9 protein-coding genes and 1 pseudogene are annotated in these 16,744 nt (G+C 57.1%); 1 reads left to right on the plus strand and 9 read right to left on the minus strand.

Features of this window, described 5'->3' with window-relative positions:
* From ACF8AM_RS09910 to ACF8AM_RS09940, 7 genes are all read right to left on the minus strand, one after another.
* A partial coding sequence (locus ACF8AM_RS09910; protein WP_392555485.1) for a type II secretion system F family protein occupies positions 1 to 609 on the minus strand: 609 nt, incomplete at its 3' end.
* A 92-nt stretch (positions 610 to 701) separates the two neighbouring features.
* The gene (locus ACF8AM_RS09915; RefSeq protein WP_392555486.1) at positions 702 to 1,058 is read right to left on the minus strand and encodes a four helix bundle protein; all 357 of its coding nucleotides are present in this window, start codon (positions 1,056 to 1,058) and stop codon (positions 702 to 704) included.
* An 84-nt stretch (positions 1,059 to 1,142) separates the two neighbouring features.
* Positions 1,143 to 2,858 carry a GspE/PulE family protein gene (locus tag ACF8AM_RS09920; protein WP_392555487.1) on the minus strand — a complete coding sequence of 572 codons (1,716 nt, stop codon included), beginning with the start codon at positions 2,856 to 2,858 and terminating at the stop codon, positions 1,143 to 1,145.
* Positions 2,859 to 2,973: 115 nt separating this feature from the next.
* Complete coding sequence (locus tag ACF8AM_RS09925; RefSeq protein WP_392555488.1) at positions 2,974 to 4,080, minus strand: type IV pilus twitching motility protein PilT; 1,107 nt, start codon at positions 4,078 to 4,080, stop codon at positions 2,974 to 2,976.
* 479 nt (positions 4,081 to 4,559) lie between these two features.
* Complete coding sequence (locus tag ACF8AM_RS09930) at positions 4,560 to 6,320, minus strand: GspE/PulE family protein (protein WP_392555489.1); 1,761 nt, start codon at positions 6,318 to 6,320, stop codon at positions 4,560 to 4,562.
* Between the two features lie 442 nt (positions 6,321 to 6,762).
* Positions 6,763 to 7,878, minus strand: a complete 1,116-nt coding sequence (locus ACF8AM_RS09935; protein WP_392555490.1) for an EAL domain-containing protein — start codon at positions 7,876 to 7,878, stop codon at positions 6,763 to 6,765.
* 338 nt (positions 7,879 to 8,216) lie between these two features.
* The gene (locus tag ACF8AM_RS09940) at positions 8,217 to 11,339 is read right to left on the minus strand and encodes a vitamin B12-dependent ribonucleotide reductase (protein WP_392555491.1); all 3,123 of its coding nucleotides are present in this window, start codon (positions 11,337 to 11,339) and stop codon (positions 8,217 to 8,219) included.
* 1,245 nt (positions 11,340 to 12,584) lie between these two features.
* Between ACF8AM_RS09940 and ACF8AM_RS09945 the strand changes: the two genes are divergently transcribed.
* Complete coding sequence (locus ACF8AM_RS09945; protein ID WP_392555492.1) at positions 12,585 to 14,195, plus strand: 2-isopropylmalate synthase; 1,611 nt, start codon at positions 12,585 to 12,587, stop codon at positions 14,193 to 14,195.
* Positions 14,196 to 14,656: 461 nt separating this feature from the next.
* On the opposite strand, the gene ACF8AM_RS09950 is transcribed toward ACF8AM_RS09945, so the two are convergent.
* Both ACF8AM_RS09950 and ACF8AM_RS09955 read right to left on the minus strand, forming a co-directional pair.
* Positions 14,657 to 15,985 carry an ArnT family glycosyltransferase gene (locus tag ACF8AM_RS09950; RefSeq protein ID WP_392555493.1) on the minus strand — a complete coding sequence of 443 codons (1,329 nt, stop codon included), beginning with the start codon at positions 15,983 to 15,985 and terminating at the stop codon, positions 14,657 to 14,659.
* Positions 15,972 to 16,553, minus strand: a pseudogene (locus ACF8AM_RS09955) (vitamin B12 dependent-methionine synthase activation domain-containing protein); the annotation flags it as partial. The gene ACF8AM_RS09950 and the pseudogene ACF8AM_RS09955, both read right to left, overlap by 14 nt.
* Positions 16,554 to 16,744: the final 191 nt, after the last annotated feature.

Genomic DNA, 16,744 nt, shown 5'->3' on the forward strand with positions numbered 1-16,744 from the left:
CATCTTTTCGAACGTCGGAACGATGAACAACATGATGAACGTCAGGATCAACGCGGCGACCAAGACCACGATGACCGGGTAGATCAACGCCCCTTTGACCTTTCGCTTGAGCGATTCCGCCGACTCCAAGAAGTCCGCCAAGCGGTTCAGAATCGTTTCCAACGCGCCGCCGGCCTCGCCGGCTTTGATCATGTTGACGTACAAGCGACTGAAGACCTTGGGGCACTTCGCCATCGCCTCGGACAACGTCGAACCACCTTCGATCTCGTCGCAGACATCCATCAACGCGTTCTTGAGCTTGCCCGGCTTCTGGTTGCCTTCCAGGATCTTGAGGCTGCGCAGAATCGGCAGCCCTGCGTCTTGCAGAATCGACAACTGGCGAGTGAACGCACAGATGTGCTTCGTCTTGGCACCGCCGATCGCGAAGGGACGTTTCTTGCCACCCCCGGCCGCGGTTGCACCTGCCGCCTGTTTCTTGACGGCGATTTTGGTGACGAAGTAACCCATCTGACGGATGGTGGTTTGGGCTTCGTCCTCGTTGGCCGCATCGATTTCGTCCCGGATCTCTTGTCCGGTCGCGTCCATCGCTTCAAAGGTATAAGTCGGCATGGGATTGCTTCTGAAGTAAAAAGGGCCGTTCTCGGCGACTAGCTGCTAGCGGTTAGCTATTAGCTTTCTGAGGAAGATAATGTGAGTGATTCTTAGGCACTTCGAAGTCGCTGGATGAAACTGCGAAGCATGCGTTGGATTTCGTTGAGTTGTTTGTAAATCAGGTCAAAAGCGGATGAGTCGATGTAGCCGAGGTCCTTTGCGAGTAACAGTTGATAGTCAGCCTCACTGGCGGACCCCATCGCGATGTCGCAAAAGCGAGCCAGTTCGCGATCGGTTCCGCGTCCGCAACCTTCGGCCAGATTCGTGGGAATCGAAGCAGCCGAACGTCTGAGCTGAGACGTCAATCCATAGGCTTCGTCGCTTGGAAAACCTTTCGTCAATGCGTATACCGCGAGAGCGAACTGATGGGCTTTGGCCCACACAATCAAGTCTCGAAAATCTTTCATCTGATCGTTCCTTGTCCCCGTCCTCAGCTAGCTGCTAGTCGCTCAGAGCTAGTCGCTTGAAAGCAACTCGCAGCGGCTTCGCCGCTAACCATCTACCACTGTCTCTCGGACGATTTCGTCGAGGGTGGTGACTCCGTCGCGAGCCAGGCTCATGCCGAACTCTCGGAGGATCACCATCCCGTCACTTTGGGCTTGGACTCGCAGTTCGTCCGTGCTGGCGTTCTGCATGATCATTTCGCGAATCGTGTCGTTGAGAACCATCAACTCAAACAACGCGATCCGGCCTTTGTAACCTGTGTTGTTGCACTTCTCGCACCCGACGCCTTTGAAGTAGTCCGTCGTTTCGATCTCCTCGCGGGACATCCCAAGTTCCATCAACAAATCGCTGCTGACGCGAGTCTTCTCGCGACAACCGGTGCAGATTCGGCGAACCAGTCGCTGAGCCAAAATGGCTTCGACAGTCGCGCAAATCATGAAGGGCTGGATCCCCATGTCCGTCAACCGAGTGACCGTGCTGGGGGAATCGTTCGTGTGCAGGGTGCTAAACACCAAGTGACCGGTCAGAGCGGCCTGAATCGCGATTTCGGCGGTTTCCAAGTCGCGGATCTCGCCGACCAGAATCGTGTCCGGGTCCTGCCGCAAAATCGCTCGCAAGCAAGACGCAAACGTCACGCCAGCGTCGGAGTCAATCGGGATCTGAATGATCCCGTCGATGTCGTATTCCACCGGGTCTTCGGTGGTGATCAGCTTCTCGCTGATGTCGTTCAGTTCGGACAACGATGAGTACAGCGTCGTGGTTTTGCCCGACCCCGTTGGGCCGGTGACCAACACGATCCCGTTGGGACGATCGATCGCCGAGCGGAACCGAGTCATCATGTCCTCGTCCATCCCGACGTTTTCGAGTGACAAGTTCACCACCGAGCGGTCGAGCACTCGCATGACGGTGGACTCACCAAAGATCGTCGGCATCACTGACACTCGAAGGTCGACGGGGTGACCACCAACCATCAATTCGATCCGGCCGTCTTGAGGCATCCGGCGTTCAGCGATGTCGAGGTCGGCCATCACCTTGATTCGGGTCGTGATCGCGAACGCCAAGTGACGTGGCGGTGGCACCATTTCGTAGAGCACGCCTTCCGATTTAATCCGGATGCGGAACTCATCTTCAAACGGTTCGAAGTGAATGTCCGATGCGTGGTCCTTGATCGCCAGCAACAACACCATGTTGAGCAGTTTGCGGACGGGAGCCGAATCGGCCAAAGCCTCCGCGTCGGTGATGTTGAATTTCTCTCCGTCCAAGATGCTCGCAGCGGCCTTCAGCTCTTCGTCTTCGGCCAGATCCGCAACCAGTTTTTCAACGCTCTCGGCTTCGCTGTCGTAATACTTCGTGATCGTTTTATTGATGTCCGCTTCGGTCGCCACCAGGATTTTGATGTCGTAACCGAGGAACGTCCGCAATTCGTCTTGGATGTTCAAGTTCTGGGGATCGCACGTGGCGATCGTCAACGAATTGCCTTCGAACTGAACCGGAACGCATCGGTACAGTTGGGCCATCGTTTCGCTGATCTTCTCCATCACCTCCGGTTCGAGCTTGGCGTCTTCCAGTGACACCGTCTGCATCCCCATCTGCTCTGCCAAGCCTTGGATGAGTTGCTCATCGGTGATCAGTTGCATGTCCTCGGCGACTTTTCCGAACAGCGCACCGGGCTGCTGCTCTTGCTCGTCCAGCACGATTTGCAATTGATCGTCGGTGAGAAAACCGAGGTCGACGAGGATCTGTCCGATGCGACGTGGGGCCATGGTTGATGAGCGGGAAAGAGGCACAGGGCCACAGGGCCACAGGAAATGAAAATCAACGTCGAGCCAACGGAACAAAACGCACTGAGTCGCTGTGGTCCTGAGGCCCTTTCAACTTCTAGTCTTCTTTAATCGGAATGGGGTCATCCCCCAGCCCTTGTCTGGCTTGCACAATTCGTTTGGCCAAGTCATCCGGTCGGTGAGCCTTGGACAACACGTCTTCCACCGAAACGCGATCCGCTTTCCAGTGATTGAACAACGCGTCATCCATCAACTGCATCCCGAACTTGGCACCCGTCTGCATCGACGAGTTGATCCGGAACGTCTTGTTTTCACGAATCAGGTTGGCGATGCCGGGCGTGACATTCAGAACCTCGTACGCGGCACAGCGGCCACCACCAATCTTGGGCAGCAACGTCTGAGCGACCACGCCGATCAGCGTCGATGCGAGCTGGGTTCGGATCTGGTCCTGCAAGTTCCCCGGAAACGCGTCGATGATCCGGTTGACCGTGCCTTGAGCACTGTTCGTGTGCAGGGTGCCAAACACGACGTGCCCCGTTTCCGCTGCACTGATGGCCGCTTCGATTGTTTCCAGGTCGCGAAGCTCGCCAACCAGAATCACGTCCGGGTCTTGCCGCAACGCACGCCGAATCGCCTCGGAAAAGCTCGGCACGTCCACGCCAACTTCGCGTTGGTTGATCGTGGATTCTTTGTGTTCGTGATAAAACTCGATCGGGTCTTCGATCGTGATGATGTGGTGGTCAATGGTCTCGTTGAGCAAGTTGATCAGCGACGCAAGCGTCGTCGACTTTCCCGATCCGGTCGGCCCCGTCACCAGGAACAACCCACGAGGGCGGTGGACCATTTTGACGACAGCCTCCGGCAAACCAAGCTGCTCGGGTGTCAATTTGTCATTGGGGATTTGCCGCAGCACCATCGAAATGAAGCCACGCTGTTTGAATACCGAGACCCGAAAACGGGCCAGTTCGCCGAACGCGAACCCAAAGTCGGTTGAGCCTGTCTCCTGCAATTCACGCTGGCAACGTTCCGGCGTGATCGATTTCATCAACGCGACGGAGTCTTCCCCTTCCAGCGTCTTCGTTTCCAACTTCCGCATCCGACCGTGCAAACGAAACACAGGCGGCTGACCAACAACGATGTGAATATCACTCACACCTTGCTTCACAGCGGCTTGCAGCAGTTTGTCGATCAGCACGGTGGCCATGGAGAACGCCTGACAGGGGGTGAGAGCACGAAGAAGGAGAAAAGGGGCCTGCGGTCTGGTTGAAATTCACCGGCGACTTGGCCAGCCAGCAGTGACCCGGTGTTCCAACCGGCCACGCCCAGGTGATTCGCGAGAAAAGACGAGTACGAATCACGCCAGAGCAACCGGCATCCCGCCAGATCGTTCGGCTACGGGACAGTGCGTCCCAGAAAAGTCGCCCAACACATGAACTCCCGTGCCAGACGGTGCCATTATGCGTGAAACACGGCCAAAGGCAAAGAAATTCGCGTCTTGTCGCCCGAATGCACGACCAGCCAACCCTTCCGGGGCATTTGCAAGCAACCCTGACGTGCAAATTGCGGCCGCTTGCCGCGGTAGCCAAAACGCGAAGCCCCGCCACTGCCGTGCGGGTTTCCTGACGACCGGCAAGCGATCGATCAAGATTGCAAGCCGGCCTCCGGCCCCCGATTCCCTCGCCACTACAGCGACGACAACTCTTTCGCGATGTGGCTGAGAGCGAGCGCCTCTTGCTCGGTCTTCTTGGCCACACGGTAGACCTCGTCGAAGGTCGTGATCCCGCGCACCACCTTGAGCATGCCATCGGCGTAAAGCGTTGACATGCCGTTCTTTATGGCCTCTTCGCGAATCGTCTTGGTGGTGGTCCCCTTGAACATCAGTTCGCGGAGCTTGTTGTTGATCAGCATCAATTCGTAGATCCCAATCCGGCCGCGGTAACCAGAACGACCGCAGTACGTGAAGCCCTTGCCCTTGCTGAACTCGGCCTGAGCGAGCATTTCGGGTGGGATCTCCGAGTCATCAATGATGCTCTGAGGCGGCTGATAGCGAACCTTGCAGCGAGGGCAAATCGTCCGCACAAGACGCTGGGCCAGCACCGCAATCACGGAACTTGCCACCATGTAGGATGGTACACCAATGTCCACCATGCGTGATATAGCACTGGGCGCATCGTTCGTGTGCAGAGTACTGAAAACCAAGTGTCCAGTCAGTGAAGCTTGAATTCCCATCGATGCGGTCTCATGATCTCGCATTTCACCCACGAGGATGATGTTGGGTGCCTGACGCAACATGGCTCGAATGATGCGAGCGAAGTCGAGTCCGATCTGGTGCTTCACTTCGACCTGGTTGATCCCGGGCAAGTAATACTCGACCGGGTCTTCGGCGGTGATGATCTTGCGGTCGGGCCGGTTCAACGCATTGAGCGACGCGTACAGGGTGGTGGTTTTGCCGGACCCTGTTGGGCCGGTGACCAGCACGATTCCGTTGGGGCGGCGGATCAACGAGTTGAAGTTGCGGAAATCACGTTCGGACAAACCGAGCTGGCGGGTGCCGACTTTGATGTTGTCCTTGTCCAGCAACCGCATCACGCAGGACTGGCCGTGGTTGGTCGGAATGATGCTGACCCGCAAATCAAGCTGCTTGTCCCCGACGGTGATCTTGATCCGCCCGTCAGTGGGGCGTCGCTTTTCGCTGATGTCGATCTTGGAGAGGATCTTGATCCGGGCGATGATGGCAGACAGCATCCGCCGGGGGGCCGCCTCCCGCTCGACACAAACGCCGTCAATTCGATAACGGATTCGGACACGATCTTCGAAGGGTTCGACGTGGATGTCGCTGGCCCGCAGCTGCACGGCTTCGGCGATCATCAGGTTGACCAGCCGGATGACGGGGGCCGAATTGTCGTCGACGGTCTCCTCCCCTCCGCCGGCGGTGTCTGATTCGGTTTCGGTGAAGTCGATGGCGGTGTCGGTGAACTCCTGCAACATCGAGTCAGCCGATTCCCCTTCGACCTGCCCGTAGTATTGGTTGATCGCCCCGTTGATGGCTTCTTTGGGAGCCAAGGCGGTTTCGATTTTCCGGTTGAGGATGAAACGCAGCTTTTCGATCGTTTCGAGGTCAAACGGGTCGGCGATCAGGATCGTCAGGGCGCCGTCTTCTTCTTTGAACGGGAGCACGGTGTTTTCCCGTGCGACCGATTCCGGCACCAATTCGATGACCGTTTCACTGATTCGCTCGCTGCGAAGGTCCACAAAGGGGATTTTGTGGAACTTCGCCAGTGCCATCCCGACTTCCTCGGGGCTGGCGTATTCCATTTTGACCAGGACGTCGCCGATGTCCGCATCGGTGTTTTTCGCGACTTCCTCGGCTTCGGACAACTGATCGAGACTGATGACGCCCTGTTGGAGCAGCAAATCGGTGAAATCTTGCATCGTCCGGCTCATGGTGAATTCCTTCGTCGACAGAAAAGCTTGGTAGCCGAGAACTTACAAAAAAGAAGCCCGGCGACGTGATCTTAGGATATCACGAGGATGCAGGGCAGGTTACGAAATTCTGAGCTCTGGCAAGCAAATCAGAGAGCGAGGATGGTGGGTGGCATCGTTTTTTCATAACCCGAAGCGTCAGCGAGGGAAAAACGATGTTGACTTCGCCTCGCTGACGCGTCGGGTTATGAAAAAACCAAACCTCACGCAAAAGCGCAACTTCAAAACTGACGCGTGGAGTTTCCATTTGAACGGGCTCGAGAGCCCGTCGTACGGCGAGCACGAGCACGAGCACGAGCACGAGCACGAGCACGAGAAGCCATCCCCTCACTGTGGCCCTGTGGCCCTGAGTCCCTGTGGCCCTTTCCCACTGGCCAGTGGCCACTGGCCTCCGGCCCCGGCCTCAGGCTGGAGCGGGGCGGCCGTAGTAGAACCCTTGCGCCAGATCGAAGCCGACTTCTTGGCAAGCTTCGGCTTCTTCGATCGTTTCGATCCCTTCGGCGAGGGCTGAGATGTCGAGGTCTTGGACCATGCTGACGAGCGAACGCAACATTCGCATCCGGTTGCCGTCGATCACGCTCAGCCCACGAATCAAACCAATGTCGAATTTAACGTAGTCCGGACGAGCTTCGACCAACTCAGCCAATCGGGCTTGGCCCGCTCCGAAATCGTCGTAGGCCAGTTGGATGTCCAGTTCCTTGAGCGTCGAGTGCAGACGACGCATCTGATCGGGATTGGTGACAGCGGATTCGTGAATTTCCAACACGATCTTGGTGTTCGATGCCATCGTTCGAACCTTGGACAACGAGTCGATCAACGACTGGCCGTCTTCCATTTCTTTTGGGTGAGTGTTGACGAACAATGTCGGCAGATCAGGAAGTTCCCGACCCACTCGAAGCCCTTCCCAACGCAGCAGGCGACTGAGTTCGACCTCGAGGTTGAGTTGCTCGGCGGCTTGGAACATCGCGCCAACCGATTCCAAACCGAACACACTGCCTCGCCCGAGGATTTCGTACCCAATCATCCGTGCCCCCACCACCGTGACGATGGGTTGGAAGTGCGGCCGCACGAGTCGCTGGCTCATCAAACGGTCAAACTGAACCAAAGCCAACGCCTGATCACAGACATTTTCGGAGATCGTTCCCGCGGTGACTCCGGTGGGAGATTGACGCCGAACTCGGAAGGGAGCTTCGGCGAAGTGAATCAGATCCTCATCGCTCACCACGACCGGTTCGGTCACGCGGTTTCCATTGAGGTACGTGCCGTTGGTGCTCTCCAGATCCCGGACAATCAATTTGCCATCGACCAGCTTGAGTTCAGCATGGTTGCCGCTGACGGTCCGAAACTGCAGTTTCATCGCGACGCCGGATTTCCGGCCCACGATGAACGGTTCTTGATCGATCGGTGTGTGCTGCAATGTATCGCCAGGACTCGTCGGGCCAGACAAAAACCAAACGTCTTCATGGACGACGGTGCTGCGACGAAGGCGGTCGATTGGAAGGCTATCAACGGACGCCATAACAACAATTTCACGGAGGAGCATGCGGGAAAAAGAGCCTCGACCGAAACGGCGGTCTTTCGCTCTGCGTCAAAGCTAGGTCACCAGTCGTGAACAAACGCTTCGTGAACAAGAAATTTCTGCAATTGCCCCAAGCTGTACTCAGGAAGACAACAGATATAACCAGAGACACCGCCCCCCCGAATCGATTGTGCGGGTTAGCAGGATCGTGCCAGGTTGCTGGAACAGACGCGTGCAGGACTCGAGTGACAGGTCGTTGAGCATCAACGAAAAAAGGCCGGCTTCTTGCGAGAGAAGCCGGCCTTTGGATGTCACTGAGTGATCACCAACGAGCTCGTTTAGCTGCAACCCATTGAGTTGCCACAGTTGTGGCACAGGTAGCAGTTGCCGTTGCGGACCGTGATGCTGCCACAGTTGTCACAGCTGGGGGCATCCGTTTGGAATCGTGAGAACTGGTCGGCTTGCCCGCCCAACCCGTCGGTCGACCTTTCAGCCACCGCACCGTTGGCACTTCCACCGGCCGAATCACCGGCGGTGTGCCCATTGGTTGCAGCCCCATTGCTCGGTCCGTTTTGCAAACTGGCCAACAACGTGGCTCGTTCGACGAGAGCAACCGCGGCACCGGCATCGGCTCGCAGTTCCGCCATCACGGGACTGTTGTTATTCGCGGTGGCTCCGGCAGGAGCGGTTGTCATGTCGGGGCCGTTGCCACCGGTTTTGGCCGCACCTTCCGCACTGGGGGAATAATCGTTCCCGGACATGAACGTGATGCCCAACCAACGAGCGATGTAGTCGACGACGCTCTTGGCGATGCGGATGTCCTTGTTGGACGTGTGTCCCATCGGTTCGAAACGAGTGTGACTGAACTTGTTGACGATCACTTCCAACGGCACGCCGTACTGCATCGCAATCGAAAGTGCGGTGCCGAAGCTGTCCATGATGCCTCCGATCGTCGAACCTTCTTTGGCCATCGTGATGAACATTTCACCGGGACGCCCATCGGGATACAAACCGACGCACAAGTAACCTTCGTGGCCAGCGATGCTGAACTTATGGGTCAAACTTTGACGTGTGTCAGGCAGACGTTCGCGGCGGGGCTTGTAAACAATTTTCTCGACGGTTTCGACCTTCACCGCTTCGGCTGCGTCAGTCGCTTTTTGCTCGTCGGACTTGGTGTTCAAAGGTTGCGACTGCTTGCTGCCGTCACGGTAAATCGCGATGGCCTTCAGTCCCAATTCCCAGCCCCAGAAGTAAGCATCGGCGATGTCTTGCGGGGTCACATCGGTGGGCATGTTGACCGTTTTACTGATCGCACCGGACAGGAACGGCTGAGCCGCAGCCATCATGGTGATGTGAGCACGCCAGCCGATGCTGCGAACACCGTTGGCTGGATTGAACGCACAATCGAACACGGCCAAGTGCTTGTCCTTCAAACCCGGAGCACCTACGATGGTGTCGTTGGCATCGACGTACTTCAGGATCTCTTCGATCGTGTCGGCGTCGTAACCGAGTTTCTTCAAACCAAGCTTCACGGTTTGGTTGACGATCTTCAACATCCCACCACCGGCAAGCTGCTTGTACTTCACCAATGCGATATCAGGCTCGATGCCGGTCGTATCGCAGTCCATCATGAAGCTGATCGTTCCGGTCGGTGCCAGCACGGTCGCTTGAGCGTTGCGGAAGCCGTACTTCTCGCCGATTTCCAAGACACCGTCCCACAATTCGCGAGCGGCTTCCTTCAGTTCGGCTGGGCCCTCGTCGTTGATTTCATCGCAAGCGTCGCGGTGCATTTGCATGACGCGAAGCATCGGGGCTTCGTTTTCGGCGTAGCCGTCAAACGGCCCGACCACGCTGGCCAGTTCCGCACTGGTGCGGTTGGCTTCGCCGTGCAGCAACGCTGTCAACGAACCGCACATGCCACGAGCAGCGTCGCTGTCGTAAGGCAAACCAGCCGTCATGATGACGCTGCCGAGGTTCGAATAACCCAGCCCCAACGGACGGAACTTGTGGCTGTTTCGAGCAATGGGCTCGGTCGGGTAACTGGCGTGGTCGACCAAGATTTCTTGAGCGATGAAGAACGTGCGGCAAGCGGCACGGAAACGTTCGTGATCGAACGACCCATCCGGCTGGACGAACTTCATCAAGTTGATGCTGGCCAGGTTGCACGCCGTGTCGTCCAAGAACATGTATTCCGAGCACGGGTTCGATGCGTTGATCGCTCCGCTGTTCGGGCACGTGTGCCACTTGTTGATCGTCGTGTCGTACTGCACACCTGGGTCGCCACAGTGCCAAGCACACTCGGCCATCTTGTTGAGCAACTCTTTGGCGACATAGCTTGGTGGTTCGGTGGTCGGTTTGTCGGTGACCCAACGCGTTTGGAAAGTCTCGTTCTTGCGAACCGCTTCCATGTAGTCGTCCGTCAAACGAACTGACAAGTTCGCGTTTTGGAAACAAACGCTGGCGTACGCTTCGCCGTTGAAGTTCGAATCGTAACCTTCGCGAATCAACGCGTGTGCCTTCTTTTCTTCGGCCCATGTGCACTCGATGAACTCGAGAATGTCTGGGTGCCAGACTTTGAGCGATTGCATCTTGGCTGCACGACGAGTCTTGCCGCCCGATTTCACGACGCCAGCGATGGAGTCGTAAACACGCATGAAGGACAGTGGGCCCGATGGCGTTCCGCCACCCGACAATTTTTCGCGTTGGCTGCGGATGGTCGACAGGTCGGTTCCGGTTCCGCTGCCGAATTTGAACAACATCGCCTCGCTGCACGCCAGACGCATGATGTCTTCCATGTTGTCATCCACGGACTGGATGAAACAGGCTGAACCTTGTGGATATTCGTACGGGTTGTCGGGCTGGGCGGTGGTGTTCTCGGTGCGGTCCCAGTGCCAGTTACACATGTCGCCTTCGACGTCGTACTGGGCGTGCAAACCAACGTTGAACCACACTGGGCTGTTGAACGCACCGTGCTGGTGCAAGCACAACCAAGTCAGGTCGCGGTAGAAACGCTCGCCGTCTTCGGGAGTGTCGAAGTAACCGTCCGCCAGTCCCCAATCGCTGATCGTGCGAGTGACGCGGTGGATCAATTGGCGGACGCTGCGTTCACGTTCCGTGGGGTTTTTAGGGTCGCCGTAGAAGTACTTCGAGACGACCACATTGGTCGCCAATTGGCTCCACGAAGACGGGACTTCGCAATCGGTTTGCTCGAACAAGGCGTTGCCCGATTCATCTTTGATCGCAGCCGAACGCAAATCCCAGGCGGTGGTGGCGAACGGGGTCCGGCCATCGTCGGGGCAAAACTTTGATTCGATCTTCAAGCCGGCGCGATCGCCTCGCAGAGCGGTACCGAACTTCTCGCGGGCGTACTCGACGCCATGTTCCGAATCGACCTTTTCCAAGGCGGGGTCATTGGCGGGGAGACGGGAGGTGGCGTTCGACTCGGGCAGAACAGTGGACATAGCGTGTCACAAACTCCTTAAAGAGATCGTCCGTGGACGGTGCACCGGGTGTTGCCGTTCGCGGTCCTCGCGAAACAACCGATTCCGTCAAATTAGAAATGAGAGCGGCCGTCGCCACTGAGCGCTACTTCCGTGGGCGAAACGAGCTACCGGGTGATCCAAGGGTCGATATCGGATCATTGATCGTCAAAATCGATGCAAAAAGATTTGCTATCACTACCGGTAGTGGTTTCCATGCCGTCGAGGCACTACATGTGGGCGACGGCGAGAATATTAGAGGTTCCCGCGGCGGTGTCAATCTCGAAATTCAAACTGCCGTAACCAGCGAGCAGCAATCGGTTTGCGCGTGGACCCCAAATCGAACACGGACAGCTTCCCAGCCCGAACTGGCTGACGTAACCCTCGTTGCAGTGAAGAGTTAGTGAATCTCTCGCGAAAAGATTCAACCGCCGTGGAAAACTTGTCGGGAATCATTTTTTTCTTCTCACCTCGCACCAACTGCCTGGTCAGTTGGGGAGGTCGTGAGAGGTGGGTAAGAGGTAGTGGAAAGAGGCTCAGGGCCACAGGGTCACAGGGTCACAGGGTCACAGGGGTGCAGGGGTGCAGGGGTGCAGGGGTGCAGGGGTGCAGGGGTGCAGGGGTGCAGGGCAACTACTTTCCAAATTCACCCTCCCCCCTGGGAGGGTCGAGCAAAGCGAGGGGAGGGCTCTGCACTGGATCCAGCGCACAACCCGCCCCAACCCACAGTGGGTCGACCCTTCCGTTGGGTCGGGATGCGAGCGGCGAGCGGCGAGCGGCGAGCGGCGAGCGGCGAGCGGCGAGCACGAGCACGAGCACGAGCACGAGAAGCGAGAAGCGAGAAGCGAGAAGCGAGAAGCGAGAAGCGAGAAGCGAGAAGCGAGAAGCGAGAACCAACCCACTGTGGCTCTGAGCTTCTGTGGCCCTTTCCCCCTTCCCCCCCTTTTCCCCTTTCCCACCTTGACCGGTGTGGCGGGATCCGATTATCGTCAGACCCATGAGCGGACAACTTTGCCTCCTACTGAATCTCGACCTCGGCCTTCTAGCGAACGGCCTGAGCGGATTCGTGGTGGACGCCTGACGGCGGTTGTCTCAATTTTCCATCGAATGAATTTGCCCGGGCCGCACTTGCCGCGACTCGGGTTTTTTTGTGCCCGAACGCAGTGCGGCGGGTGCGATTCCGGGGCTCCGAAGTTTATCTTCTTCCCTTTCTAAGATTGCAGTCCCATGTCTGACCAACCGACACCTGATGCCATGAACCAGTCCGCCGAAGCCCCGTCCTCTGAGAACGTGGCCACTCGCCAAATCCGAATCTTCGACACCACGCTGCGTGATGGCGAGCAATCTCCCGGTGCCAGCATGAATTTGGCGGAGAAGCTCGAGGTCGCTTCGGCGTTGGTCGATTTGGGGGTCGATGTCATCGAAGCTGGTTTCCCAATCGCCTCCCCAGGTGACTTCGAATCGGTCCGGCAAATTGCCACGACGGTCCGAGGAGCCACCATCTGCGGGTTGGCTCGTTGTGCAGAGAAAGACATTGATCGGGCGTGGGAAGCGCTCAAGACGGCCCCTCAGGCGCGGATCCACGTGTTCTTGGCCACCAGCGCCATTCACCGCGAATTCAAGTTGCGGATGACGCCGGACGAAATTGTCGAACGTGCCGTCGCGGGGGTTCGCCGAGCCGCTTCGCATTGTGACGACGTGGAGTTTTCGCCCGAGGACGCTTGCCGGACCGAGCATGATTTCCTGTGCCGTGTGGTCGAAGCCGCGATCGACGCGGGAGCCACCACAATCAACGTGCCCGACACGGTCGGCTACACCACGCCGGGCGAAATCTATGATCGCTTCAAGATGTTGCGGGACCGGGTTCCGAACATGGACAAAGCGGTCCTGAGCACGCACTGCCACGATGACTTGGGCATGGCCGTCGCAAATTCCTTGGCCGCGGTCGACGCAGGCGCTGGACAGATCGAATGCACGGTCAACGGCATCGGTGAACGAGCCGGCAACGCGGCGCTCGAAGAATTGGTGATGGCGATGAAGACCCGCGAAGATTTCTATCACTGCCAAACCAACATCAATTCAAAACGTTTGGTCCCCGTCAGCCGATTGGTCAGCAAGACAACCGGCATCAATGTGCAGCGCAACAAAGCGATCGTTGGTCGCAACGCGTTCGCGCACGAGTCTGGCATCCACCAAGACGGGATGCTGAAGGAACGCACCACGTACGAGATCATGTCGCCCGAAGAAGTCGGTTTCACTAAAACCGATTTGGTCCTCGGCAAACACAGCGGACGCGCCGCGTTGGCTGATCGAGCCAAGCAGTTGGGCATGACGTTGACCGGGGAACAATTGCAAGAAGTCTTTGAAGCCTTCAAGGAACTCGCCGACAAAAAGAAAGAGATCTACGACGGTGACATCGTCGCGTTGGTCCAGCAAAAGATCAGCGAGACCGTGACTCCGGAATGGACACTGGTCGATTACGAAGTCACCAGCGGCAGGAACCAAACCCCGAAGGTGCAAGTCACGTTGCGACGCGACGAGCAGGACTTCACCGAGCAAGTCGCTCAGGGGGATGGACCGATTGACGCGGCTTTCTGGGCGGTCGAAAAGATCACCGGCATCCATGTCATCTGCAAAGACTTCCGCGTCCGAAGTGCGACGCTGGGGCGTGACGCGATCGGTGAAGTCAACTTGGAAGTCGAGCATGAGGGCAAGACTTATCGTGGCACCGGCGTCAGCACGGACAGCGTCGAGAGCACGATCCTCGCCATGCTCAACGCGATCAACCGCATCGTCGCGGGCGTTGCCTCCGACCCCGGCGAACTGCCCCAGCCCTGATCGCGGACGCAGATCCGCCGTCCCACGTTCAACGTCGCTCGTTGGAGCCCCCAGCGAGCCGTGCATAACCGTAGCTCACTGGGGCCCTCCAGTGAGCCCAGCGCACATCTTTTGAAGTTGCGCTTTTGCGTGAGGCATTGGTTTTTCATAACCCGACGCGTCAGCGAGGCGAAGTCAACATCGTTTTTCCCTCGCTGACGCTTCGGGTTATGAAAAAGCTGACGCTTCGGGGTTTGAGAAAAGCGCAACTTCAAAACGCGTTAGCAAGGCCTCAGTTGAACCTACCTTGATCGCGATCGTCCGGAATTCGCCGGACGAGAACGGGCCTAATGGCCGTCGGCTGATTGGAGCAACGATTGCCTTTCACCGTAGCTGGAATCGCCAGATTTCAGACGGACACTGAACGACCTTGCTGACGCGGCGGGTTGTGATTTTGAGCGCCCGAATTCTGGCGAATCCGGCTACGTCGGTTTGGTTTGATCCGCTTGTCTTGGCACCATGCCACACGCGACTGCGACGGCCAACATGGGAATAACCGGTGAACGCATCCGTGGGTTGCTCCAGTACACGCTGTGCACCCCGGTCAGCGTGATCACCAACGCGAACGCAGGCCAAGCATTGGGATGCCACCACGAACGACGGTGCCTGGCAATTCCCAACACAGCCATGCACAACAGTCCCGTCTGATAGAGCCCGATCACCAGCACGATCATCATCGATCGATCGGGCGTACGAGCAGGAAACGGATGCCAAAGACTCGTCGCCCGAACGATGCACGACCAAGCAAACATCGCCGGCCGATTCGAGATGGTGGACTTTGCCATTTCGTAAGCAACACGATCATCCGAAACCTCGTCGATCCCCCTTTCGCGAGCTTCGTACTCAGCGAAGAATTCGGTCGGATCCCACGGTGTCCGCTCCCAAGGTTTCCATCCATTCGATGACTTGTCCAACGAGTCATAAAACGAATCGTTGTTGGCCAACAGCAACGTGTAGCCGCCATGCGTGGTCGCCCAAACCGGATGCCCAAGCTGAGACACGTTCCGCAACGTCCACAGCCCAACGGTCGCGACAAGAATCAAACCCACGACGCCGCCGCGGGCCACTCGCCGTATCCGACAACTCGGACCGATGAAAAACAACGCTGGCACCAACATCGCCGCCCAAACCAAAAACGTCGGCCGGCATAACACAGTGAGCGACAACAATCCGCCAAACACAACGGCATCGATGATCGGTCGCGAAGGTGAAAGATCACACGACCGGATTGGTTCACCGCCATCCAATGTGACACCCGTGGGCCTTCCGCTCAGCCGCGCCACCCACCACCACCAAACCATCGCGGTCAATGCGGTGGCAATGGTTTCCGTCATCACCAAGGTCGATTGCCACAGCAACATCGGGTCAATCGTCACCAGCGCCGCTGCGATCCAAGCAACTCGCTCAGACCACCACCGGCGAGCGATGTCCCAAGTCAAACCAACCGTCAACACGCCCAAGCACGCATGCAATATGGCCACCCAATGAGAGGCCAAATGCCCATCGTCATCGACAAAGAACGCAAGCAACCACGGGTACAGCGGCGGACGAAACGCGGTCGGGGTCGCCACGTCACCTTCGCCCATCAAACCAAACGTGCCCGTCTGTGCCAAGGTTTCTGCGATCACCCGATAGGCATCCGGATCCGCATCAAGCGAATCCAGTTTGGCGAGCACGATCGAACCTCGCACCAAAAATGCAAGGATGATCCCGCTGACCAACCACAGCCACCGACGCTCACGAAGGGTCATATGCCAAGTTGGGTGACAACCAACGCTCGACTTCCGAAATCGGCCAGCCCTTGCGTTCCGCGTACGATTCGATTTGGTCTTTCGTCATCCGATCGACGGTGAAATACCGGGCTTCTGGATGCGCGAAGTACAAACCACTGACACTGGCTCCCGGGGACATCGCGAAACTCTCAGTCAGTTCGATGCCAGTCGTCTTCTCAACCTCCAACAAGTCAAACAAGGTTCGCTTCTCCGTGTGATCGGGACAGGCGGGATAGCCCGCTGCCGGCCGAATGCCACGGTACTTCTCCGCGATCATGTCGTCGTTGGACAGATTCTCTTCCTTCCCGTATTGCCACTGCTCGCGAACTTGTTGGTGCAAGTATTCCGCAAAGGCTTCGGCACAACGATCGGCCACCGCAGAAGCGATGATCGAACCTTCGTCGTCAAGTTCCTTTTTGAATCGCATCGACAGCTCCTCCGCACCCAATCCAGCGGTGACCGCAAATACACCCAGGTAGTCCATCCGACCACTGTCCACCGGCGCGATGTAATCGGCCAAGGACCGGAAGTCCTTCGGCCCCCGCCGATAAAACACAAAAAAAACAAAAAAAATACACACCCCCCACCAAAACAAAAAAACAAAAAACAAAAAACAAACCCAAAAAAAAAAAAAAAAACACAAACAAAAAAAAAAAAAAAAAAAAAAAAAAAAAAAAAAAAAAAAAAAAAAAAAAAAAAAAACAAACACCCAAAAACCAACACCCACAAAGACAACAA

The sequence above is a fragment of the Rhodopirellula sp. JB055 genome (assembly GCF_043100905.1).
GTDB lineage: Bacteria > Planctomycetota > Planctomycetia > Pirellulales > Pirellulaceae > Rhodopirellula.

Excerpts from the sequence above, each read along its gene's own strand:
- ACF8AM_RS09915 (WP_392555486.1), bottom strand. The coding sequence starts at position 1,058 with ATGAAAGATTTTCGAGACTTGATTGTGTGGGCCAAAGCCCATCAGTTC.
- ACF8AM_RS09920 (WP_392555487.1), bottom strand. The coding sequence starts at position 2,858 with ATGGCCCCACGTCGCATCGGACAGATCCTCGTCGACCTCGGTTTTCTC.
- ACF8AM_RS09925 (WP_392555488.1), bottom strand. The coding sequence starts at position 4,080 with ATGGCCACCGTGCTGATCGACAAACTGCTGCAAGCCGCTGTGAAGCAA.
- ACF8AM_RS09930 (WP_392555489.1), bottom strand. The coding sequence starts at position 6,320 with ATGAGCCGGACGATGCAAGATTTCACCGATTTGCTGCTCCAACAGGGC.
- ACF8AM_RS09935 (WP_392555490.1), bottom strand. The coding sequence starts at position 7,878 with ATGGCGTCCGTTGATAGCCTTCCAATCGACCGCCTTCGTCGCAGCACC.
- ACF8AM_RS09940 (WP_392555491.1), bottom strand. The coding sequence starts at position 11,339 with ATGTCCACTGTTCTGCCCGAGTCGAACGCCACCTCCCGTCTCCCCGCC.
- ACF8AM_RS09945 (WP_392555492.1), top strand. The coding sequence starts at position 12,585 with ATGTCTGACCAACCGACACCTGATGCCATGAACCAGTCCGCCGAAGCC.
- ACF8AM_RS09950 (WP_392555493.1), bottom strand. The coding sequence starts at position 15,985 with ATGACCCTTCGTGAGCGTCGGTGGCTGTGGTTGGTCAGCGGGATCATC.